The sequence below is a fragment of the Methanolobus tindarius DSM 2278 genome, from assembly GCF_000504205.1.
Taxonomy (GTDB): domain Archaea; phylum Halobacteriota; class Methanosarcinia; order Methanosarcinales; family Methanosarcinaceae; genus Methanolobus; species Methanolobus tindarius.
Genome location: NZ_AZAJ01000001.1, coordinates 475,339 through 495,906, shown reverse-complemented (window position 1 = coordinate 495,906; position 20,568 = coordinate 475,339). Strand labels below are relative to the sequence as shown.

General features: G+C 38.6%; 20 protein-coding genes. 12 read left to right on the top strand and 8 right to left on the bottom strand.

Annotated elements, in window-relative coordinates; translation table 11 throughout:
* Positions 1 to 53 precede the first annotated feature (53 nt).
* Positions 54 to 2,390 (bottom strand): sensor histidine kinase, encoded by a 2,337-nt coding sequence (locus METTI_RS14985; RefSeq protein ID WP_023844181.1) that lies wholly within the window; start codon positions 2,388 to 2,390, stop codon positions 54 to 56.
* 222 nt (positions 2,391 to 2,612) lie between these two features.
* Between METTI_RS14985 and METTI_RS02215 the strand changes: the two genes are divergently transcribed.
* Positions 2,613 to 3,740 (top strand): AAA family ATPase, encoded by a 1,128-nt coding sequence (locus METTI_RS02215; RefSeq protein WP_023844180.1) that lies wholly within the window; start codon positions 2,613 to 2,615, stop codon positions 3,738 to 3,740.
* 60 nt (positions 3,741 to 3,800) lie between these two features.
* Complete coding sequence (locus METTI_RS02210; protein ID WP_023844179.1) at positions 3,801 to 4,073, top strand: hypothetical protein; 273 nt, start codon at positions 3,801 to 3,803, stop codon at positions 4,071 to 4,073.
* Between the two features lie 46 nt (positions 4,074 to 4,119).
* Here METTI_RS02210 and METTI_RS02205 read toward each other — a convergent pair whose 3' ends face one another.
* On the bottom strand, positions 4,120 to 5,040 hold the full coding sequence (locus METTI_RS02205; protein ID WP_023844178.1) for a ribonuclease Z: 921 nt from the start codon (positions 5,038 to 5,040) through the stop codon (positions 4,120 to 4,122).
* 232 nt (positions 5,041 to 5,272) lie between these two features.
* Here METTI_RS02205 and METTI_RS02200 point away from each other — a divergent pair, with 232 nt between their 5' ends.
* The 3 genes from METTI_RS02200 to METTI_RS02190 are packed head-to-tail and all read left to right on the top strand — an operon-like array spanning position 5,273 to position 7,410.
* On the top strand, positions 5,273 to 5,647 hold the full coding sequence (locus METTI_RS02200; RefSeq protein WP_023844177.1) for a 30S ribosomal protein S8e: 375 nt from the start codon (positions 5,273 to 5,275) through the stop codon (positions 5,645 to 5,647).
* A 60-nt stretch (positions 5,648 to 5,707) separates the two neighbouring features.
* Positions 5,708 to 6,199 carry an Lrp/AsnC family transcriptional regulator gene (locus tag METTI_RS02195; RefSeq protein WP_048135727.1) on the top strand — a complete coding sequence of 164 codons (492 nt, stop codon included), beginning with the start codon at positions 5,708 to 5,710 and terminating at the stop codon, positions 6,197 to 6,199.
* Positions 6,200 to 6,234: 35 nt separating this feature from the next.
* Positions 6,235 to 7,410 carry an aminotransferase class I/II-fold pyridoxal phosphate-dependent enzyme gene (locus METTI_RS02190; protein ID WP_023844175.1) on the top strand — a complete coding sequence of 392 codons (1,176 nt, stop codon included), beginning with the start codon at positions 6,235 to 6,237 and terminating at the stop codon, positions 7,408 to 7,410.
* Between the two features lie 451 nt (positions 7,411 to 7,861).
* On the opposite strand, the gene METTI_RS02185 is transcribed toward METTI_RS02190, so the two are convergent.
* Positions 7,862 to 8,617 (bottom strand): cobalamin B12-binding domain-containing protein, encoded by a 756-nt coding sequence (locus METTI_RS02185; protein WP_023844174.1) that lies wholly within the window; start codon positions 8,615 to 8,617, stop codon positions 7,862 to 7,864.
* A gap of 92 nt (positions 8,618 to 8,709) precedes the next feature.
* A complete protein-coding gene (locus tag METTI_RS02180) occupies positions 8,710 to 9,762 on the bottom strand; it encodes an AI-2E family transporter (protein WP_245596061.1) in 1,053 nt (350 codons plus the stop codon).
* A gap of 113 nt (positions 9,763 to 9,875) precedes the next feature.
* On the opposite strand from METTI_RS02180, the gene METTI_RS02175 reads away from it, so the two are divergent.
* On the top strand, positions 9,876 to 10,706 hold the full coding sequence (locus tag METTI_RS02175) for a YihY/virulence factor BrkB family protein (RefSeq protein ID WP_169729093.1): 831 nt from the start codon (positions 9,876 to 9,878) through the stop codon (positions 10,704 to 10,706).
* A 136-nt stretch (positions 10,707 to 10,842) separates the two neighbouring features.
* Positions 10,843 to 11,334, top strand: a complete 492-nt coding sequence (locus METTI_RS02170; protein WP_023844171.1) for a TspO/MBR family protein — start codon at positions 10,843 to 10,845, stop codon at positions 11,332 to 11,334.
* Positions 11,335 to 11,443: 109 nt separating this feature from the next.
* Here METTI_RS02170 and METTI_RS02165 read toward each other — a convergent pair whose 3' ends face one another.
* On the bottom strand, positions 11,444 to 11,743 hold the full coding sequence (locus METTI_RS02165) for a carboxymuconolactone decarboxylase family protein (RefSeq protein ID WP_023844170.1): 300 nt from the start codon (positions 11,741 to 11,743) through the stop codon (positions 11,444 to 11,446).
* A gap of 124 nt (positions 11,744 to 11,867) precedes the next feature.
* Between METTI_RS02165 and METTI_RS02160 the strand changes: the two genes are divergently transcribed.
* The 4 genes from METTI_RS02160 to METTI_RS02145 all read left to right on the top strand — a co-directional run bounded on the left by METTI_RS02160 (position 11,868) and on the right by METTI_RS02145 (position 16,377).
* A complete protein-coding gene (locus METTI_RS02160; protein ID WP_023844169.1) occupies positions 11,868 to 12,479 on the top strand; it encodes a TetR/AcrR family transcriptional regulator in 612 nt (203 codons plus the stop codon).
* A gap of 3 nt (positions 12,480 to 12,482) precedes the next feature.
* Entirely contained in the window at positions 12,483 to 13,469 is a 987-nt protein-coding gene (locus METTI_RS02155) for an ATP-binding cassette domain-containing protein (RefSeq protein ID WP_023844168.1), read from the top strand.
* A 1-nt stretch (position 13,470) separates the two neighbouring features.
* Entirely contained in the window at positions 13,471 to 14,220 is a 750-nt protein-coding gene (locus tag METTI_RS02150) for an ABC transporter permease (protein WP_023844167.1), read from the top strand.
* 564 nt (positions 14,221 to 14,784) lie between these two features.
* A complete protein-coding gene (locus METTI_RS02145) occupies positions 14,785 to 16,377 on the top strand; it encodes a PAS domain-containing sensor histidine kinase (protein ID WP_023844166.1) in 1,593 nt (530 codons plus the stop codon).
* Here the strand turns inward: METTI_RS02145 and METTI_RS14980 are convergent.
* Together METTI_RS14980 and METTI_RS02135 are read right to left on the bottom strand one after the other, a co-directional pair.
* On the bottom strand, positions 16,346 to 18,052 hold the full coding sequence (locus METTI_RS14980) for a sensor histidine kinase (RefSeq protein ID WP_023844165.1): 1,707 nt from the start codon (positions 18,050 to 18,052) through the stop codon (positions 16,346 to 16,348). The genes METTI_RS02145 and METTI_RS14980 overlap by 32 nt on opposite strands.
* A 178-nt stretch (positions 18,053 to 18,230) precedes the next feature.
* Positions 18,231 to 18,602, bottom strand: a complete 372-nt coding sequence (locus METTI_RS02135) for a helix-turn-helix domain-containing protein (protein ID WP_023844164.1) — start codon at positions 18,600 to 18,602, stop codon at positions 18,231 to 18,233.
* A 116-nt stretch (positions 18,603 to 18,718) separates the two neighbouring features.
* Here METTI_RS02135 and METTI_RS02130 point away from each other — a divergent pair, with 116 nt between their 5' ends.
* Positions 18,719 to 19,429 (top strand): DUF5591 domain-containing protein, encoded by a 711-nt coding sequence (locus tag METTI_RS02130; protein WP_156916232.1) that lies wholly within the window; start codon positions 18,719 to 18,721, stop codon positions 19,427 to 19,429.
* 139 nt (positions 19,430 to 19,568) lie between these two features.
* Here the strand turns inward: METTI_RS02130 and METTI_RS02125 are convergent, their stop codons facing one another.
* Positions 19,569 to 20,297 carry an RAD55 family ATPase gene (locus METTI_RS02125; RefSeq protein WP_023844162.1) on the bottom strand — a complete coding sequence of 243 codons (729 nt, stop codon included), beginning with the start codon at positions 20,295 to 20,297 and terminating at the stop codon, positions 19,569 to 19,571.
* Positions 20,298 to 20,568: the final 271 nt, after the last annotated feature.

Here is a 20,568-nt window from a genome sequence, read left to right as displayed (position 1 = left end):
TCCTCACGATATTAGATATCAAGGGCTTCTGATGTCAATTATATTCCTTAAACCTAATGCAACATCGGGTGTATTTCTGTCTTTGTATTCTGGTTCACATTAGTTCCGGTTGAAATTTCAATTCCTATGGCGGATGATGTATCATCTTCCAGCATTTCATGGCACTTTTTCAGCTTTACCCAGAACATGCTGCCAGTTCCTTCCGGGTTGTCTTCAACACCTACTGTTCCTCCAAGAAGCTCAGCTATCTTCTTAACAATGGCAAGCCCAAGTCCTGTTCCTTTAACTCCGCTCTTATTAACTCTCTTAAAACGGTCAAAAACGAGTGGTTTTGCATCATCTGATATTCCTTCTCCTGAATCTGCCACAGTTACCATCCACACATAATTCAGGTCAACAACATCAATGTTTATCTCTGAGTTTTCAGGACTGTATTTAATAGCATTGGATATGTAATTGGCAAAAATTTCCTCTACAATAGGATTGAGCATTGCAGGGTAACTTCCGTCTGCCCTGACGTGAAGTGTCATATTCTTATCGTGAAGCTGGTGCTCGAATTGTTCTATGACATTCCTCATGCTTGCCATAATATCAATTCCTTTTAATTCCAGCTCTTCTGTTGCTTCAAGCTTTGCAAACTTGGCAGCAGTTTCTATCATGTCAATGAGCCTGTTAGTATTACTCTGTACTCTGTCTATTATTTTCACTTTTTTAGGGTCATCTTCCATCTCGTAGAGTACTTCTGAAAATCCTCTGATGTTTCCTGCAGGATTTAGCAGGTCATGGCGCATGATATCGGTGAACAGGTCTTTTAGTTCATTGGAATGTCGTAGTTCTTCCTCTACTTTCTTTCTTTCATCAAGATCCATTGTAGTACCGGTAAACCTGAATGGCTGTTCATTATTCCATTCTGTGATTTTACCTCTGGCAAGTATCCACTGCCACCTGTCTTTGCTGTTTTTCATACGGAATTCCGCTTCAAAAAAAGGTGTCTCACGGTTTATATGCTCACTAACAGTATTATCTACCAATTCCAGATCATCAGGATGAATGAGTTTTTTCCAGCTCATTATGTTTTTTTCAATATCTTTGACATCGTAACCGATCATTTCTGCCCAGCGTTCATTATACATAACCTCGTCTGTCCTGAGGTTCCAGTCCCACATTCCAAGATCCGCCCCTTCCATGGCAAGTTCCATGACCTGCTTTGTCTTTGCAAGCCTGCTTTCCATATCCAGACGTGCTGCAATGTCACGCACAACAGCAAGGGCATAATTATGGTGGTCATGGGTTACAAAAGTAATATTCATCTCTGCTGGAATCTTTGTTCCATCCTTTTTTGTTAGTGTCTGGCCTGGTTGCAGGTATCTGTCTCCTGCAAGATCTCGAAGGTCATTTTTCCAGAATGTGTCCTCAAAAAGCAAATTAAGATCCTTTTCTTCCATGACGGTCAGCTCATCAATGGAGTATCCAAGTTCTTTGCATGCAGTTTCATTTGCATCAAGGATACGGTTCTTTTCCATATCTATAATAAAAATGAAGTCATTAGACCTGTTAATGAGGTCTTTAAAAAGTCCAAGGTCTTTAAGGAATGACCTGTGATTAAGTGCTGTGCTCATAATCTCAGACAAAACTTTCAATGTCTGGATATTATCAAGGTTGCAATCATTTTTGCTTGATATACTTTCTATACTGATAAATCCTATACATTCTGATTCAGATTCTACCGGGACTATCATCAATGACTGGATGCCATCTGATAAGACAATGTTTCTTTCTTTGTCAGCAGCAGCCAGAAGGTGTTCTTCTTTAGAAATGTGTACCATCTGCTTTTGAACAATCTTTTTTCCTGTCCATGGGAATTTTGAGTAAGGTGTTGATTCAAAAACACTTTTCTTCTCAGGATTTCCTTCACTTTTCCAGCTATGGGATATATATGGGTCACCATTTGCTTTGAATAAAAAAAGATAGCAATATTCGGCATTACAGAATGAAGCTGTTTTCTTTAAAATCTCATCCAGGGTTCCTTCTATGTTTCCCGGTTTGATGAACATTGAGATAAGTGAAGATATCATGTTCTCTATTCTGGTGTTGCGGGAGACGAGATACTCCAAACCGTGATGCTTTTCATTAAGTTCTTTATGCATTTTGTCCAGTTCGCTTATCTTCATTTCCAGTTCTGTATTCTTCTTTTCTATCTGCTTACTTGCATAGATGATTATTGTGAAAGTGGAAGTTATCAAAGCTAAACTGACAATCAGGGAATTCGTATCCTTAGCAAGCACAAAAGGTACAACTAATACTAATCCGAATATGCTGATTATCAGAATAAGGACAGTGTTTACCACACTGGTGATCTTCATGTTTTTCAGTGTGCGTTCATGCATCATCAATCTATTATTATAGTATTTCTAACTATATTTATCATTCGTTTGCTTCTTAGTTCTAATATTTTATAGAGTTTTATTTAACCGCATATTTTAAATTCAGGATTACAGTATGTGATGAAACTCCGGTCTTTTAGGCCATAAACCTCTTTTGAACTTTAAAAGAGGTTTAAGGGTTAGCTTTAATAGCTTTCTTAAATCAATAAGTATTAGAAAATAAAAGAGATGATACATATAGTAAGGACTGCCCAGAAAACCACTAGCAAATCCAGCAGGGAATCAAGTTCTGAACCCGGGGAAAGTACAGCAGATTTTCTCATCCTGGAGCCTGCCGGTTATCCAATGACAAGTCTTCTCGATGAATATCCTGAAATTACAGATCCGGGAGTTTTCGAACACTATGCACGTGAACAGTGGAAGGGTTACACCGCGCACAAAGGTGATTATCTCTTTGACCGCAGGATGTTTCCTGATTTTGCATACAAGGTGACTGATGTTGAACCACCTGCTTCTGTCATCGGTCAGAATACACATATAATTGTGAATGAAACCGTAATTAGCAGTACTCCTGCTGTTGAGTTCAGAAGTGATGTCACCTTTGATGACGTTATCGGGCAGCAAAATGCACGCAAGAAGTGCAAATTAATTGAACGTTTTCTGGAAGCACCTGAGAAATTCGGTAAATGGGCACCAAGAAATGTACTTTTCTTCGGTCCGTCAGGTACCGGAAAAACTATGCTTGCAAAGGCACTTGCAAATAAGGCACATGTTCCTATTCTTCCTGTAAAAGCAACGGAACTTATCGGTGAATTTGTAGGAGAAGGTGCCAGGCAGATTCATCAGTTGTACGACCGTGCTCAGGAAATGGCTCCATGTATCATTTTCATAGACGAGCTTGATGCCATTGCACTTGACCGCAGACATCAGGAGCTGCGTGGTGATGTTGCAGAGATAGTCAATGCCTTGCTGACTGAGATGGACGGTATTGTTGAACGAGAAGGTGTTTGTACCATAGGTGCCACCAACCGCACAGATACTATTGATCCTGCCGTTAGGAGCAGATTTGAGGAAGAGATTGAGTTCACACTACCAGATGAGAAGGAACGTCTTTCGATTCTGGAATCCAATGTAAAGACATTTCCCATACCTGTGAAGGACCTTGATCTGTCTGCCATTGCAAAAATGACCGAAGGACTTTCCGGAAGGGATCTTGTAAGCAAGGTGTTGAAGACTGCTCTTCATAATGTTATTATTGAGGACAGGGACTATGTTATTCAGGATGACCTTTATGCTTCTGTGAAAAAACTCAAGAACATTCCTGCACCAACAAATGCTGACAGGATGTACATCTGATCTGAAAGTGTCTTTTTCTAGGATTATCTTTTTAAAAGCTGACAAATATATCGGAGAGCTATGTCTGAGGTAAATGAATCTGACCGTTTCGAATGTGTCATTGTAAATGTAATTGACACTCTTATGTGGAAAGGAGTCACTGTTCAAGAGGTAGAGTCTGGTGGTCGTGCATATTTCGGCAAGGTCAAACCAGAAGGATTTGATTATGGTCCGGGAGACACTCTTTATATTGGTATAAAACGCCTGCCATATGATCTTGAAGATATGGAAATATCAATGGAAGTTTCACTTTACGATGCAAATGATAAGAGACTTGACTGGACCTTCCTTTAAATAGATCCAGTTCCCTTTTCTACTTTTATTTTCCTGATTACTCTGTTCAGTTTTTGTCCCGGAAGGGTACGTCAAGTTCCATCAGGTCATTGGCAACAATTACATTATCAAATATCTTCTTAGCTTCTTCAAGCAACTGTGTCGGATTATCTGAATACCTGGAACTTATGTGGGTAAGTACAAGTTTCAGGACATCAGCTTCTTTTGCAAGTTTTGCTGCTTCTTCTGATGTAGAGTGCATAGACTCGATAGCCCACTGTTGCTGGTCGCTGGCAAGTGTTGAATCATGAATAAGAAGGTCTGCATCTTTACTCGCTTCAAGTATTGCCTTGCAGGGACGTGTGTCTCCTGTATAGACTATTTTCCTGCCGGGTCTCATCTCCCCAACTACATCTTCAGAATTTATTGTTTTTCCATCTACTTCTACTGCTTCTCCTTTATGGAGTTTTGAGAAAAGCGGTCCGGGCGATACTCCAAGTTCAATAGCTTTCTGGCGGTCAAATCTGCCGGGTCGCATGTTTTCAACCAGTGCATATCCAAGGCTTGGTATACTGTGTTCGGTTTTGAGTGCTACAATGGAGTAATCGTCTCTTTTTACTACATCTCCCGGTGACAGGTCAATAGCATCTATCTCAAATTTCAGTTTGTAGTATCCAAGGGAACTGAGTATCCTTGCAAATTCATGAACCCAGTGAGGGCCGTATATCTTCAGTGGTTCTGTTCTTCCGTGGAAAGACATTGTCTGTATAAGGCCGGGAATTCCAAGTATGTGGTCGGCATGAAAATGTGTTATGAATATGGATGACAGTGCTTTCATCCCCGTTTTGGCCCGCATCATCTGTTGTTGTGTCCCTTCTCCGCAATCAAAAAGCATAAGCTCGCCTTCACGATTAATAATGATGGCCGATGGATTGCGTTCCGGGGTTGGAAGTGATCCTCCCGTTCCAAGAAATGTTACGCGAAGCATACATTAATATAAGCGCTGGACTTATTTATGAATTGTCTATGTGAGGTTATGGAAAAGCTGATTCTTCTTCTCATTTTTGCTTTTCTGTACAGGGAGTATATGTATTTCATCACTCGTAAAGTTCATATAGCATCTTATTATTAAAGGAACGTCCATAAATCATACCAGATTTAATCCGAGTTACAAGGTTAATTCAATTCATAATTATATAACAATCATAAGAGGATATATCATGAAATGGCAAGGTAGATCTAGAAGAACCTACACAGGTGCTAAAATCAAGTCTGCTCGCAGCAAAAGAAAGTTCGAGCTTGGTCGCGAATCTGCTGACACTCACATCAATGAAACAAAAAGAAAGAATGTTTCTACAAGAGGCGGAAACAGAAAGGTAAGGCTTCTCCAGTGCAATGTTGCAAATGTAACAGATGCCCAGGGTAAGACCCAGAAGACTACCATCGAAACCGTCACCGGAAATACTGCAAACGAGCACTACGTCAGGCGTAACATCCTTACAAAGGGCTCAGTTATCAAGACTCCTCTTGGTAATGCAAAGATCACAAGCCGTCCTGGTCAGGATGGAGTTGTGAACGCGGTATTGCTCGAGTAATCGGGCATTCTTTTTTCTTTTTAATTTGATTGTCTGGTGTTATGGGGTTGCTAATAAATGATGGATAATAATACACGTCATGTTCTGGAATGTCTGGAAGAGGATGCAAGAATAAGTCATGAAGAAATTGCGACCCTCACAGGACTTACTATAGACAAAGTTGACAGGATTGTAAAAGAGCTTGAAGAAAGCGGAATCATCCGCAAGTATAAGACTGTAATTGACTGGGATCTTGCCGGTGATGAGTATGTCTATGCGATTATCGAGCTTAAGGTCAGCCTTGAAAGGTCAATAGGTTACCAGCCTCTTGTTGAACGTCTGTATAAGTTCCCTGAAGTCCGTTCAGTGAGACTTCTATCCGGGCAATACGATCTTTCACTTACAGTATCTGGAAAGACAATGAAAGAAGTTGCTTTTTTCGTTGCCGAGAAGATTTCAACTCTTGAACAGGTACAGCATACAACAACTCACTTTGTCCTGAAAACATACAAAGAGGATGGTGTAATCCTTCATGAGCAGGACCATGTTTCACGTTTACCGGTGACTCCATAATTTATTATTGAGTCACATTACAGGATGTATAATATATGAGAAAAGCATGCACCCCTTCTAAATTTGTAGCTGATGTTATGAACAAGGTGCCTCCATCAGGCATTCGTCGCTACTTTGATCTTGCGTCAGGTCTGGAAGATGTTATCTCCCTTGGTGTAGGTGAGCCGGATTATGTGACTCCCTGGCACATAAGGGAAGCGTGCATTCACTCACTTGAATGTGGTGAAACCTCATATACTTCAAATTATGGTCTTGTTGAGCTTCGTGAAGAGCTGGCAGATCATTATGCTTCAAAGTATGGAGTTAATTACAATCCAAATTCAGAGATTCTTGTTACTTCCGGTGTAAGCGAAGCCCTTGATGTGGCTATTCGAGCAATTACCAATCCGGGTGATGAGATTATCGTTGTGCAGCCTTCATATGTTGCATACGTTCCTTCGATAATGTTTGCAGGAGGAGTTCCTGTAATTATTTCCACAAAGCTTGAAAATAATTTTAAACTCACTGCCGAGGAACTTGAAGCAGCAATCACTCCAAAGACAAAAGCAGTTCTCATTAATTATCCGAATAACCCTACCGGTGCAACCATGGGCAAAGCTGACCTTGAGGCTATTGCAGATGTTGTGTGTGAACACGATATCATGGTAATCTCAGATGAGGTCTATGATTGTCTGACCTATAATGGTGGACACACATGTTTTTCATCTCTTGAAGGAATGCGTGACAGGACAATCCTGTTGAACGGTTTCTCCAAGGCTTACGCAATGACCGGTTTCAGGTTGGCATATGCAATGGCATCCCCCAAGATTATCAGTGCTATGATGCTGATACACCAGTATTCAATGCTATGTGCTCCAATAACCGCACAAATTGGTGCAATCGAAGCCCTCAAAAACGGCAAGCACGAAATGGAAAAAATGGTCCGTGATTACGACCGTCGCCGACATCTGATTGTTAGTGGCCTTAACAAAATCGGACTCAAATGCTTTGAACCAAAAGGTGCATTTTACGTGTTTCCAAGCGTCCGGGACACAGGCCTTAGCTCCGAGGAGTTTGCAGAACGTCTCATGAACGAGCAAAAAGTCGTTACAATCCCTGGTAATGTATTCGGTGAAGCCGGCACAGGTTTTTTGAGGTGCTCATACGCAACTTCCAGAGAAGAAATTGAAGAAGCTTTGGTGAGGATTGAAGCGTTTGTTAATGGGCTTTAATTTTAATCTTTATAAATTATACTGGATTGGGAACTTCATTTTTCCTTTATTTTTCTATTTTTTACTTCTTCTTTTTATCTTCTATGCAAATAATTATACTGATCAATTTCTCCCAAAATTTAAAATCTCATAATGATGAGTCTCATAATATACTACAATGTAGATATATTTATATATCAGTATTTGATACTATGGTGTGCGGTCACAAAACCTCATTGACCAGGGCTTTGCTGACCATAGGTGGTACGATGTGTTCATCGGAAAATCGCTGAAGAAAAACGAAAAAACGTCTAAAATAACAGAACGCAGGCAGATTCCCTCTGCATTCCCTAACATCATCTCTCCCAAAAAGCTTTCTTTTTGCCTGCGTTCTGATTCTTCGGCTTGTAATTTCCTGTTTTCTACAACTTCTGATAACTCAAAAAACAGACTGTATCAGAATATATTATCATCAGTAACAGATATTTTCAGAACTATTTTTTTTATCTACGATTAATTGTTGTTTATTTTCAGGCCACATGATGGAATTTACTTTTCTGAGTGCATCGGATGCATTGTCACCATATATGTCAGCACCTATTTCTCTGGCCCATTCCAGGGTGACAGGTGTTCCTCCAACCATCGTTTTCAATTTATCCCTGATGCCTGCTTCCCTGAGACTCTCTTCCAGTGTCATCTGGTTTGTCATGGTGATTGCCATAAGGGCAGATGTTGCTACCACATCCGGGTTGAATTTTATTGCCATTTCAACAAAGGTGTCCACTGGCACATCCACTCCAAGATCGATAACTTCATAGCCGTTTAGCTGAAGGGATGTTGCAACGATGTCCTTTCCTATAGAATGGATGTCTCCCTCTATGGTGCCAAGAAGCACAATACCTTTTGAATTTTTGAGAATGTTCTCGCCGGGGTTTGGAATCAAAATCTTAGTTGCAGCTTGCACAGCGTCGGCAGCCGCAATCATATGTGGGAGATAAACTTTACCTTCATCGAACATATCCTTCATTAAAGAGAGAGCAGCATGAAAACCATGCTCTAAAAGATATTGAGTATCAATTCCAAGTTTCAGTGCTTCATATGCAATTTTGCATGCTTCTTTATCATTGAGACTTAATACAGTTTCAATTGCTCGATCAAGATATTCTTTTGTAGGTAGCACAGGATCACTTCGAAATTCACTATTGTGCTTGAATTTTCCATATGTCATTACAAGGAACTCAGCAATTGTATTCCGTAAAACATGTATATATAAATTGCCCACCATCGCTTGTGAACTAATAACTTTCTCTGAAAATACAGTTAATCTGTATCTGTTTTATTTTCAGACAGATACTCTTCGTTGAACATCTTTGCCATAAGGACAACATAAGAGATCAGTAAAGGCCCTATGATAATTCCCAGAAGTCCAAACAGGTTCAGGCCTATAATAACTCCGATGAGTGATTCAAGTGGGTGGATTTTTCCAACTTTGTCCTGTATGGCTGGTCTGAGGAAATTGTCAATAGAACTAATAATAACGCCGCCGATAAGTATTCCTACGGCTGCAAGATAGTCCTGCTGAATTATCTGAACTATAACGGCAGGGATCCAGATTATCGGTGCTCCTACAACAGGTAGGAATGAAAGGATCATAGCTATAAATCCCCAGAGGAATGCTCCGGAAACTCCAAACAGAAGGAATGTGATTGTAAGCAACCCACCCTGGACTACAGCAATTATTCCTGAACTTATGAGTGTTGCATTGACAATATTTGTAAATTCCTTTTGTAGCAGTTCTGTATTTTCCCTGCTGAATGGTATTGCATTTGTAAGTTTGGCAGAACAAGTTGAATTTATGCCAACCAGCAGATAATAGAGCAGGAAATACATGATTACAAATTCTATAATTCTCTGTCCGATACTCTGGACAGCATTAACAAGTAAAATGCTGAAATAGTTTGCTGCAGCTGTCACAATCTCTGTGAGCTTTTCCTGTAAATTGATCCCGATTGGCAGAGTGGCTGAACTAAATTGTTCTACGTAGGTATTGATATTTGCCAATTGTGCCAGTAAAGTATCCGTATCAAATATAACACTCTGTATCTGGATTATAATTATAGTCATAAGGAAATACAGAGGTATCAGTATAAGGACAATAGTAAGAAGTATTATTGTAAAAGCAGCCACTCTTTTGTTGATCTTCTGTTTTGTAATAAGGTAAGTGTACAAAGGTTTGAAGACAACATATAGAATAAATGCACCGAAAAATGCGTTTATGTAAGGATACAGTGCATACAAAAGGACTGCTGCAAGTATTGCAAGTATCAGTAATGCCTGTGCCATTTTACTGGAATTATTCATTACTTCTTCCATTCTTTTTTATGATATTTAAGGCTATTATCTATGTATTCTTTTATTTCTTCTGATAACTAATATATTCTATAACATAAATATTCTTATAAATGCTTTCTCAATTTCAAGAGATTATGAAAACAACGCTGGATAAATGGACCATAGAGGATGGGATAACAAATAGCGCATCACTTTCCTTCCACGCACTTATCGGTCTTCCATCTTTGCTTCTTTTCACATTATTTATGGGAAGCATCTTCCTGAAACAACAATTGTTGAAAGCAGCTATCTTAACGGATGCATCAGTATTTGCAGATGATGTTGCAATAGAAACTTTAAATTCTCTTTTTACACAGCTTTCTGTGAGTACTCCCAGTAACTTTGGGATTGTGTTCAGTTTTCTGATCTACCTCTGGAGTGCAGGCAACATCTTCTTCCAGATAAAGAAACTGATAAACAAAATGTGGAATCTCGCTCCTTCAAACAAACACTGGTTGCATAACTTTTTCCATACAAGACTATCCGCTCTGATTGCAGCCCTTGCATTTGGGATGCTTGTATCCGTGAGCACTCTTTTTGAAATGATCTTCTTTGTGATATCCGATGCTTTACAGACAGCATTTTCAATATCAGTGGGTACTGTTCAGTATGCAAGTTTTGGTATAAATTTCATAACACTTATTGTTCTTTTCATGTATCTCTTCAGGGTACTTCCCGATGCCAGGGTGAATCTCAAGTATGTATTTACCGGTTCATTTTTAACAGTACTTTTACTGACACTGGGAAAATATGTGATTGGTATCTATCTTTCCTACAGCAATATCACAACCGTTTACGGGACAATTGGATCAATACTTGTGGTACTTCTGTGGATATATATGTCTTCTATCATCGTAACTTTTATGATAGTATTCACAGGAGTGTATGCTGATTATGATTCAAAGGTGCAGAATACGAGTTTGTAATCAGATGTGTGACTACATATCATGATTGTATGAAATATCATACATTTATGGCAAATTGGCTGTATTAAGATTATGATGTTTCATGCTTAAGTTTAAGTTCTATTTAATATGATATGTATGTGGGAGTAATTTAAAAATGAAAGCTTCAAATGTTAATTGGAAACAATTAATTATCTCAATAATCGTCTGCCAGATACCCGGAATACTCGGTGGATTTATTACAGTAAGTTCAATTCCAACATGGTATGCATATCTGGAAAAACCTGCACTTGTTCCTCCAAACTGGAGTTTTTCAATCGTGTGGACTCTTCTTTACCTTTTAATGGGAATCGCATTCTATATTGTCTGGCAAAAAGGATGGTCTGTTTCACAGGTAAAAACCGCCATGTCAATATTTATCGTCCAGTTGTTCTTTAATTTTATATGGTCTTACCTGTTCTTTGGATTACAGTCTCCACGATTGGGACTTGTAGGAATCACATTACTCTGGATCCTGATAGTTGTTAATATTATACAGTTCTACAGGATTTCAAGACCTGCAGGTGTATTGCTGGCTCCTTATATCATCTGGGTGTCTTTCGCAGCTTACCTCAATTATGAGATAATGATTCTGAATCCGGTGATGTAGAATCAAAATGATTGAAATGCGTATGCTGGATGTAAAAAATGAAAAGATTATGTTCTGCTATCGCATAGCAGGAAGTAATATATTTTACTCCTTTACTGATAACTTTTATCTATAATATGTCTCTCAGGGCATTGGCTGCGGTGTAAACACTTCCAATGCCACCAATGTAGTTCGCAATGCGCACTGCTTCCATAACCTCTTCTTTTGTTGCACCCGCTTCCATTGCCTGGATTGCAAGCACTTTTACTCCGTCTACGGCTCCATGGTCAGCATCAAGTGCCATGGCAATAAGAAATTTGTATTTCAATGGCATGCTGCCTTCCGAAAGTGCATTTTCAATAGTTGATTCAATTATGTTGAATAAATCGGTGTCTTTGTCCTGTATTATTTTTAATGGGTGTTCATCCATGTTATTTACTCCGGATTCTAGTCTCAAACAGGTATTTTATCTAGTTTCTGGTATTGACAATGTTTAAATATGACTGCAGTCATTTATGACTCCAGTCATGTTTAGTAGTGATTGATGAGGTTCCATGTCCCTGCGAGAGAAAAAGAAAAAAGAAACCCGTAACAGGATATTTGAAATATCCAGTCGACTGTTTAAGGAAAAAGGATTTGAGTGCACAACGGTTGATGAAATTACTAAAGAAGCAGGTATTGCCAAAGGTACTTTTTTCAATTATTTCCCTACAAAAGAATCACTTCTCTTTTATTTCAAAGAACAAAGGGAAGAATTCATAGTTAGTATCATGAAAGAGCAAATGCTTCGTGACATTTCATCAAGGGAAAAAATCAGGGAATTTCTTGTTCTTGTGGCTGAATATTATGAAAAAGACAGGGAACTCCTAAGGTTATTAGCCTTTGAGCATAGAAAAATGATAATTTCCTCCGGGAAAAAACCAGCGGATGAATCTGTCAGAAATAAGAAACATGAACAGTTCATCAATATGCTTGGAGACTTCATACGAGAAGGCATTGACAAAGGTGCCATTAAATCCAATATTGATCCAAAGCTGGCATCAGAAACTATCTATGCGGTCTACTTCCACAGTCTCATGACCTGGTTACACTCAGAAACCGACTATTCATTTTCAGGAGATATTTCCTCAAAAATCGATATCATATTTGAAGGCATTGGTGTATGAAAAATGTATGCAATTAAAGTTGAGAACCTGGTACGGAAATTTGCTGATTTCACTGCCGTAGATGACCTGTCTTTCAGCATAAAAAAAGGTGAAGTATTTGGTCTGCTCGGTCCTAACGGAGCCGGGAAAACCACAACAATGTCCATGCTTTCAACAATGCTTCCTCCAAGTTCAGGGAAAGCATCAGTGAATGGTTTTGACATATTGAAGGATCAGGACAATGTCCGGAAATCCATAGGAATCGTTTTTCAGGATCAGAGCCTTGATGAGGAGCTTACTGCTTATGAAAATATGGATTTTCATGGAAGGCTATACAGGATTCCTAAAAGAGCGAGGCAAAAGAAAATAACTGAACTCCTGAAGCTTGTGGAACTTTTCGATAAAAAAGACAATCTTGTGAAAACATACTCAGGAGGGATGAGGCGACGTTTAGAGATAGCACGTGGTCTGATGCACGAACCACAGGTTCTTTTCCTTGATGAGCCAACCCTTGGCCTTGACCCACAGACAAGAAACCACCTATGGGACTACATTGACAGACTGAACAAAGAAAAAGGTATCACCATAATCCTTACAACTCATTACATGGAGGAAGCTGACAAGCTCTGTCATCGTATAGCCATAATTGACAAAGGCAGGATAATAGCTATGGATACCTCTGAAAATCTCAAAAATGATATTGGTGGTGATGTGATAACTCTCGTATCACCTGAAAGGGATGCTCTCTATTCAGCAATAAAATCCATGCCTGAGATTAAAAGTATTGAACTTCATGATTCATCAATAACCATCGGAATACAGAATGCTGAAAAACATGTTGCAAATATCGTAAATATTGCATCTGCAAATGATATTGAAATCAAATCCCTTTCTATTCACAAACCAACCCTTGAAGATGTTTTCCTGCATTTTACAGGCAGAACCATCAGGGAAGAGGAAGCAAGTTCTAAAGATCAAATGCGAATGATGCGAAAGGCAGGGAGGAGATAAAATGGATATCGTTTATACTATATGGCTCAGGAGCGTAAAACGTTATATTCGTTCAAAAAGCAGACTAATTGGCAGTCTTGGTATGCCGCTATTCCTCTTCCTTGTACTTGGATTCGGTCTGAATTCTGTTGTTGTCATGCCTGGAATGGAGCAGGGCTACATTGGCTTTATCATGCCGGGTATAATTTCCATGAGTGTTCTTTTCACATCTGTCTTTGCAGGCATACAAATAATATGGGACAAGCAGTTCGGTTTCCTTAAAGAAACTCTTGTGGCACCTGTGTCAAGATTTGAAATAATGCTCGGTCAGACAGTGGGAGGAGCTACAACAGCCGTAATTCAGGGTCTTATTATTCTTGTACTCTCACTTTTCATGGGACTGGAAATCAGTAATATTCCCGGATTTATTGTGGCAATAATTTTCATGACATTAATTGGTCTTGCTTTTACAGCTTTTGGAATTGCAATTGCCTCAAGAATGGAGGATATGCATGGATTCCAGCTTATCATGAACTTTGTTATCTTCCCTATATTTGGCCTGTCAGGTGCCTTATTCCCAATAGACAGCCTGCCGGAATGGGTAAAGTCACTTACACTACTGGATCCTCTTACATATGGTGTAGAAGGTATAAGGTATGGTCTTCTTGGAACCTCCCAGATTGATCCTGCTGTAAGTTTTGGGGTTCTTTCAGGATTCACTGTTCTTATGGTTGTAGTGGGTTCCTATCTGTTCAGGAAGATCAGTATCTGACTTGTATTATTGATATTTCAATTCATAAAAGTTGTAAACCAGAGGTTGTTATACAATTAATATAATAATGAATACAATTAATTGATTTATTTATCTTCGTTTTTCTTTTTTGAACTATTCTGCAAATCAAGAATTTCTGTTCTTTTCCGATCCAACAATCGGCCTAAAATAGCAACGTTTTTATAAAATAATTTCTAAAGCACATGTCAAAAAAACATTATGTTTGCAATGTTTGCATGTCCGACATACCTGTTACTGTAGTTACGTGACATTAGAAAGTTTGCTGCATATAATGCCAGTATACTTTTATACACTAATTAATATATGCAGTATGCATTAGTAACTATTGATTATGGACTATAACTGTTGTTGGTCTTTGCTAATTAGTTGGTTGGAAGGAAATAAATAAAAATTATTGTTATTCAGGTATTGAGAAAAACTTCTCTCTTAAGTGCCATATATAACTGCTTGAATATACGGTCTTACAGAAAAGATAAGCATAATCTGGGAGAATGTATAAGGTGGCTTTTATTCATCTGGAATAACTCTGAACAGGGATAAATTATGGTTCTGGAAAATGTTAATGTTCCTGAGGATTGTAAACCAGGAAAATCAGATGAAAATCCTGATGATTTGGATCTTAAAAAGATAACAGATGCTGCTTTTGAGTATGCACCTAATTTGATGCTGGTCATAGGTGATAATTATCGTATTGAAAAAATTAACAAGGCAGGCGCTGCATTAATAGGCCGCGATCCTTCATCAGTATTGGGTATGCAGGGTGGTGACATTTTTTCATGTGTGAACTCTGTTCGTGGCAATGGATGTGGAAATACTCCCGAATGTTCACGTTGCTCTATCCGAAATATTGTTATCGATACTTTAGAGACTGGTAAAGACCATCGTCATGTTGAAGGTAATATGGATATTCTTCTGCCTGATGAAACTATTACCAGAAGAGATTTTTTTGTGTCAACAGTTTATGTTCCCCTTGAAACGGGAAGTAAAGTAATTCTTTATCTTGACGATATCAGCGAGAGTAAAAATACAGAGAAAACCCTTAAGGAAATAGAAGAACGCTTCAAAGTATTATATGAAAACATGCCTGGCGGAACTCTCATTATAGGAAAGGATTATATTATCGAGGATGTGAACCAGCGTACCTGCGAAATAACAGGATACAAAAGAGAGGAATTAATAGGGCAACTATGTGATATAGTCTGTCCCAAAGGTTCTTTGTCCAAAAAATGTCCCATATGGGTAGATGGTCTTGAAGGTTTCCAGGGAATGGATACTGCTATAAAATGCAAAAATGGTACCAAAACTCCGATCCTTAAAAACTCAAAAAGAATTTTCATCGAAGGGAACCAGTTTATCCTTGAAAACTTCCAGGATATTTCCGAACGTAAATCTGCTGAAGAGGCTATAATTAATTCTAAGATTATGGCTGAAGAGGCCAACAGGACAAAGAGTGAATTCCTTGCAACCATGAGCCATGAACTGCGTACGCCTCTTAACGCTGTCATCGGTTACTCCGATCTTCTGCTTGATGAATCATACGGTGATCTGAACGACCAGCAGAAGCGGTCCCTTGGTCATATATCCCATAGCGGTAAACATCTTTTAAAGCTTATCAATGATATTCTTGACATTTCAAAAGTAGAATCCGGAAAAATGGAAATACATTATGAGACATTCTCTGTGGAAGAGAAATTTGGCAATGTCTTTAACATAGTTTCCCCATTTGCAAGAAAAAAGAATATTGAAATCAGCATTTCCATTGAGCCAAAGACACTATCTCTTACAGCCGACAGGGTTCGTTTTAAGCAAATACTATTCAATCTTGCAAGTAACGCCATTAAGTTTACTCCTGATGGCGGCCATGTTATGTTGAAAGCATGCCTTAAAGGAGACATGGCTGAGTTCTCGGTAATAGATGACGGGATAGGTATTGCACCGGATGATCTGAAGAAACTTTTCATGCCTTTCCAGCAGATTGACTCTACGATATCAAGAAAATATGATGGAACTGGGCTTGGACTTTCACTTGTAAAAAGATTTGTTGATATGCACGGCGGTGATGTTTCTGTGGAAAGTGAACCTGGAAAAGGTAGTGTATTTTCTTTTAGACTACCGTTGGATGTAGTAACACATTAGTTCTCTTTATTATCTCATTCTGCGCAGGAATTACCAGATGGAAAGTGCTTCCCTTTCCGGGTTCACTCTCAATCCAGATGCTTCCTTTATGGATCTCCACCAGTTTCTTCACAAGGGCAAGGCCCAGTCCGCTTCCTCCGTATCTGCGGGTCGGAGAACCATCAAGCTGGACAAAAGTATCAAAGAGTTTTGCCTTGTCATCTTCAGAAATTCCAATTCCGTTATCTTTTACGTCAATAAGAAGTGCACTTCCGTTTTCATGCCTTATATCCACCCATATTCTTCCCTGTTCTGGTGTGAATTTTATGGCATTTGTAATCAGGTGATGGAATATTATCTTTAGTTTGGATTTATCCGCGTATATTGTTCTGACAGCAGGATCCAGTGTAAAATCAAGTTTTACGTTTTTCTTGATTGCAATGGATCTTGCAACTTTCTGTATGTCGTAAACCATTTCCGGCAGGGAGAAGTCACTTATCTCAAGTTCCATTTTTCCATCTTCAATTTCTGAAATGTATATCAAGGAGTTGATCATGTCAAGAAGTCTTGATCCACCTGATTTGATTATTCCGGCAAACTTTGCCTGTTGCTCGTCCATCAATTCATTCTCTTCAAGTAACAGGTCAGAATATCCTAAAATAAGACTCAGTGGTGTCCTTAATTCATGGCTTACGTTGGAAAGGAACTCACTTTTTGTACGTGAGGCATTTTCTGCAAGCATCTTGGCAGATATAAGAGCATCCTCTGCTTGCTTTTCAATAGTTTTATCCTGTAAAGTCTCAATGGCTCCTATTATGTTCCTGTCCATGTCCTTCAGTGGAGCAGCAGTGAAATAGAGCCATTTGTTTAAAAGCGGGAAGAAGTCTACAGCTTCGTATCCTCCTTCTATGAATGAGTCTTTAAGACTCTTTTCTTCATATAAATCAATGATACTTTCCATATTCCTGTCAACTATCATATCAGCCATGACCGGTCTTTTCTTTGGATAGAATGCCAGCCACGGATCTTTTGTTCCAATCATTCTTTTGGCTGATATGGCAGTTGCTTTTTCGCATGCTTTATTCCAGTATGTAACTTCATGATCTTTATTAATAACAAACATCGGTACGGGGAAGCTGTTCACTATCTGGCTGAGCTCATTGCTCTTATTCTTTAATTCCTGCTCTATTCTTTTACGTTCGGTAATATCAACAGTATTTCCAAAAACCTGGGCTACATCATTCTTTTTAATGATGGTACAGGTACAATAGAACCATAGATTTGTCCCATCTTTTCGCTTTGCCCTAAATTCAAAATTGATTTTAAGGGAACCTTTTTTGATGCCATTTAGTATTTTTTCATGTAAGGTATCAGCATCATCCGGATGGATAAAAGAAAGAAATATTTCCCAATTGTTGTTAATCGTATCGGGTTCAAGTCCAAAAATTGTGTCAGCAACCGGAGAAATATATAAGTTTTTAAATTCATCTTTATCTATATCTGCTTTCCAGATTATGCTTGATATCGATGAAAGTAATTGCTTGTAATTCTCTTCAGTTTCAATGAGATCATTTTTTATACTCTCATTTATGGTGCCGCATGAAGGCTCATGCTTACTAAAAGTGTCCTCATATTTAATTCTGAGTTCTTGCAGTTCCTTAATTAACTGCTCTTTGTTCTTGTCTGCATCTCTCATGATCCCACTCTGCAAGAGATAGTTGTTTGCTATTTTGTGTTCTGTGCTGTATTGAACACAATGTGTAACAGTTACATATGCATTAATATTATATAATTATTAACTCTAAAAATAACTTGGAAATATAAACGCAAATATAGCTACTAACTGCGATAATTAAAAAAATTCCATGTGTGTATCAGGAAAGCAGTTCCTTATCAAAGTTCTCAATAAGGTCATTCATTTTCTCGTACCACTGGTCTATATTCTTGCGGATCATTTCTTTTACAACAACCGGTTCGATGCCCACATATTCATAATAATATCCACCAATAGATATGGATTTAGTTTCCCTGTAAACAAGACCTGCTGATATCAGGTTTTGCAATGAACGATATGCTGTGCTACGCTCACGACCAAGAAGTTCCCCGAGTTTTTCTGCGGTCATTGGTCCGTTTTCAAGAAGAGCTTTGTAGGTACTGATGTCAAGCTCTTTCAAACCGAGAACACACTTTGCCATATCTTCGCATTTACATTCCGCTCTCAGCATTTCAGGTATAGAACTTGCCATGTTTTTCCTCATAAATTTGTAATAAGTATCCTAAAAACTGTGCCTGTACTGTTGTACAGTTTGCACAAAACCGAATAGAGATTGCGTCAATTATATATATAGTTTGCCAGATTCTCCTGTGCTTGACAATAATACCAGAAGATGAACGGTCCAGTCTGCCGCTGGACACTGATGAAATTATCTATCATCCTGACATGATACGCGCAAATGAGTGGATACTGACTGAGTACAAAGCACCGGTCAGGGAGTTTTGTATCTTTGTTCCCTGCGCAAAAAAGAAACCATATCATGAAAGTCCTTCTCACAAGATATTCGATAAAGTCATATTCGAAATGCTGAAGCCGGAACAAGTCCATGTTGTGGTTTTTGGTACATGCGGCATAACCCCGCGTGAACTTGATACTGAATACCCTTTCATGGATTACCAGTTCATGCTCGGAAAATGTAATGTTGCCAAAATAAAAAGGGATTTTATCAAAATGGAAAGCCAGAGACTGGCAGAGTATCTTGAGAAGACCCGGGACAATTACAGGTACCGCATTGCTTATTGTATCGGTGATTTCAGAAAAGCAATGGAACTTGCAGTTGAGATGTCCGGTGTTGAAGTAACAATTGTTCCTGAAGAGGAAACAATTAACTCACATGTTCAGCCAGGTAAGAAATTCATTTACGGAAGTCTTAACCAGGCAAGCTACCTTCAGGACTTTTCTGATGCCATTGCATCATATGTGGGAAAAGAGTTATTCCGAGCTGTTTCCGAAACAAAAATCTCAGAGGAAGAAGAAGAAAACACCAATGTAAATGATAACGACTGGTATATCATTTAATTGTGTATATTGCCTATTTTTACTTCAATTTTAAATTAAAATCATTTTCTGAGATCGTATTTTATAGATTATTGGATAAATGCGAAGATAAATTAGAAACAGTAAAAAACAGATAAAAGTGGCAGAATACAAATGCCACTTATTCCAGATATGGGGACTGGGCCAGAACTGCCATGCCACTGTCTGAGATGCTGAGTACACGGACCTCGTTAATTGTGCCGGATCCTCTCATCTTCATAACATAGATTGAACGTTGAAGGTTGTTTCCTGCCATGATACGTCCCAGTTTTACAACAGAATCAGCACCGTATTCTACCATTTCATCAAGCCCGAACATTGCTCCGACTGTAATTACAGAAGTAACATTGTGCTTGCGGAATATGCTGAACACGTCATCAATAAGGGTTCTTAACTTATAATTTGATTCGATTGCAAGGAAAAGTGCTTCAACTGAATCTATGAAGATACGAGTTGGCTGAATATCTTCAATCTTGCTTTCAATAAGTTTCTTGAAGCTTTTGATTAGCTCAGATGGTGCAATTTCAACACTCTTCTGGAGACGAAGACTTGGGTCAGTGATGTCTACAAAGGTCAAAAGTCCTTGTTCAACATATTCTTCAAGATTCCATCCAAATGATGTTTTCATTTCTTTTACAATAGATTTAGATTCTTCAGAGGTGATGATGCACATTACCTTTTCACCATTCTTTGCTCCCTCTACAATGAACTGTGTTCCAAATATCGTTTTACCTGTACCAGAATCACCTGATACGACATTTGCAGTTCCTTTAAAGAATCCTCCGCGTAACATTTCATCCAGTCCGGTAATACCGGAACTCACTCTTTCTGATGGATCGGCATCTGTCATATTACCACTCTTTTATATCTCTCTGATCAATATTTAATAGTCATATCCCAAACAATTTCTCTTAATGATTAAGTCCTTTAAAGATAGAACTTATTGATTATCATCCGTACATTTTAGAATATTGTTTATTATGTTATCCTAATATAAAAAATCACGTATTTAATTTTAATTCCTGGTAAATCATCTCCTTATCTAAGGCAGGAAACAATTGGGCGTGAACTATTTGTATTATTGATGCCAAGTTCACATTTATAAAAAACGTTATGGGATG

Bases quoted from the DNA above. Each gene is read 5' to 3' on its own strand.
- METTI_RS02150 (WP_023844167.1), top strand. From the start codon at position 13,471: ATGGATATCGTTTATACTATATGGCTCAGGAGCGTAAAACGTTATATT.
- METTI_RS02125 (WP_023844162.1), bottom strand. From the start codon at position 20,297: ATGACAGATGCCGATCCATCAGAAAGAGTGAGTTCCGGTATTACCGGA.
- METTI_RS02200 (WP_023844177.1), top strand. From the start codon at position 5,273: ATGAAATGGCAAGGTAGATCTAGAAGAACCTACACAGGTGCTAAAATC.
- METTI_RS02145 (WP_023844166.1), top strand. From the start codon at position 14,785: ATGGTTCTGGAAAATGTTAATGTTCCTGAGGATTGTAAACCAGGAAAA.
- METTI_RS02215 (WP_023844180.1), top strand. From the start codon at position 2,613: ATGATACATATAGTAAGGACTGCCCAGAAAACCACTAGCAAATCCAGC.
- METTI_RS02195 (WP_048135727.1), top strand. From the start codon at position 5,708: ATGGATAATAATACACGTCATGTTCTGGAATGTCTGGAAGAGGATGCA.
- METTI_RS02160 (WP_023844169.1), top strand. From the start codon at position 11,868: ATGTCCCTGCGAGAGAAAAAGAAAAAAGAAACCCGTAACAGGATATTT.
- METTI_RS14985 (WP_023844181.1), bottom strand. From the start codon at position 2,390: ATGATGCATGAACGCACACTGAAAAACATGAAGATCACCAGTGTGGTA.
- METTI_RS14980 (WP_023844165.1), bottom strand. From the start codon at position 18,052: ATGAGAGATGCAGACAAGAACAAAGAGCAGTTAATTAAGGAACTGCAA.
- METTI_RS02135 (WP_023844164.1), bottom strand. From the start codon at position 18,602: ATGGCAAGTTCTATACCTGAAATGCTGAGAGCGGAATGTAAATGCGAA.
- METTI_RS02185 (WP_023844174.1), bottom strand. From the start codon at position 8,617: ATGACATATGGAAAATTCAAGCACAATAGTGAATTTCGAAGTGATCCT.
- METTI_RS02165 (WP_023844170.1), bottom strand. From the start codon at position 11,743: ATGGATGAACACCCATTAAAAATAATACAGGACAAAGACACCGATTTA.
- METTI_RS02190 (WP_023844175.1), top strand. From the start codon at position 6,235: ATGAGAAAAGCATGCACCCCTTCTAAATTTGTAGCTGATGTTATGAAC.
- METTI_RS02180 (WP_245596061.1), bottom strand. From the start codon at position 9,762: ATGGAAGAAGTAATGAATAATTCCAGTAAAATGGCACAGGCATTACTG.
- METTI_RS02175 (WP_169729093.1), top strand. From the start codon at position 9,876: ATGAAAACAACGCTGGATAAATGGACCATAGAGGATGGGATAACAAAT.
- METTI_RS02205 (WP_023844178.1), bottom strand. From the start codon at position 5,040: ATGCTTCGCGTAACATTTCTTGGAACGGGAGGATCACTTCCAACCCCG.
- METTI_RS02210 (WP_023844179.1), top strand. From the start codon at position 3,801: ATGTCTGAGGTAAATGAATCTGACCGTTTCGAATGTGTCATTGTAAAT.
- METTI_RS02155 (WP_023844168.1), top strand. From the start codon at position 12,483: ATGTATGCAATTAAAGTTGAGAACCTGGTACGGAAATTTGCTGATTTC.
- METTI_RS02170 (WP_023844171.1), top strand. From the start codon at position 10,843: ATGAAAGCTTCAAATGTTAATTGGAAACAATTAATTATCTCAATAATC.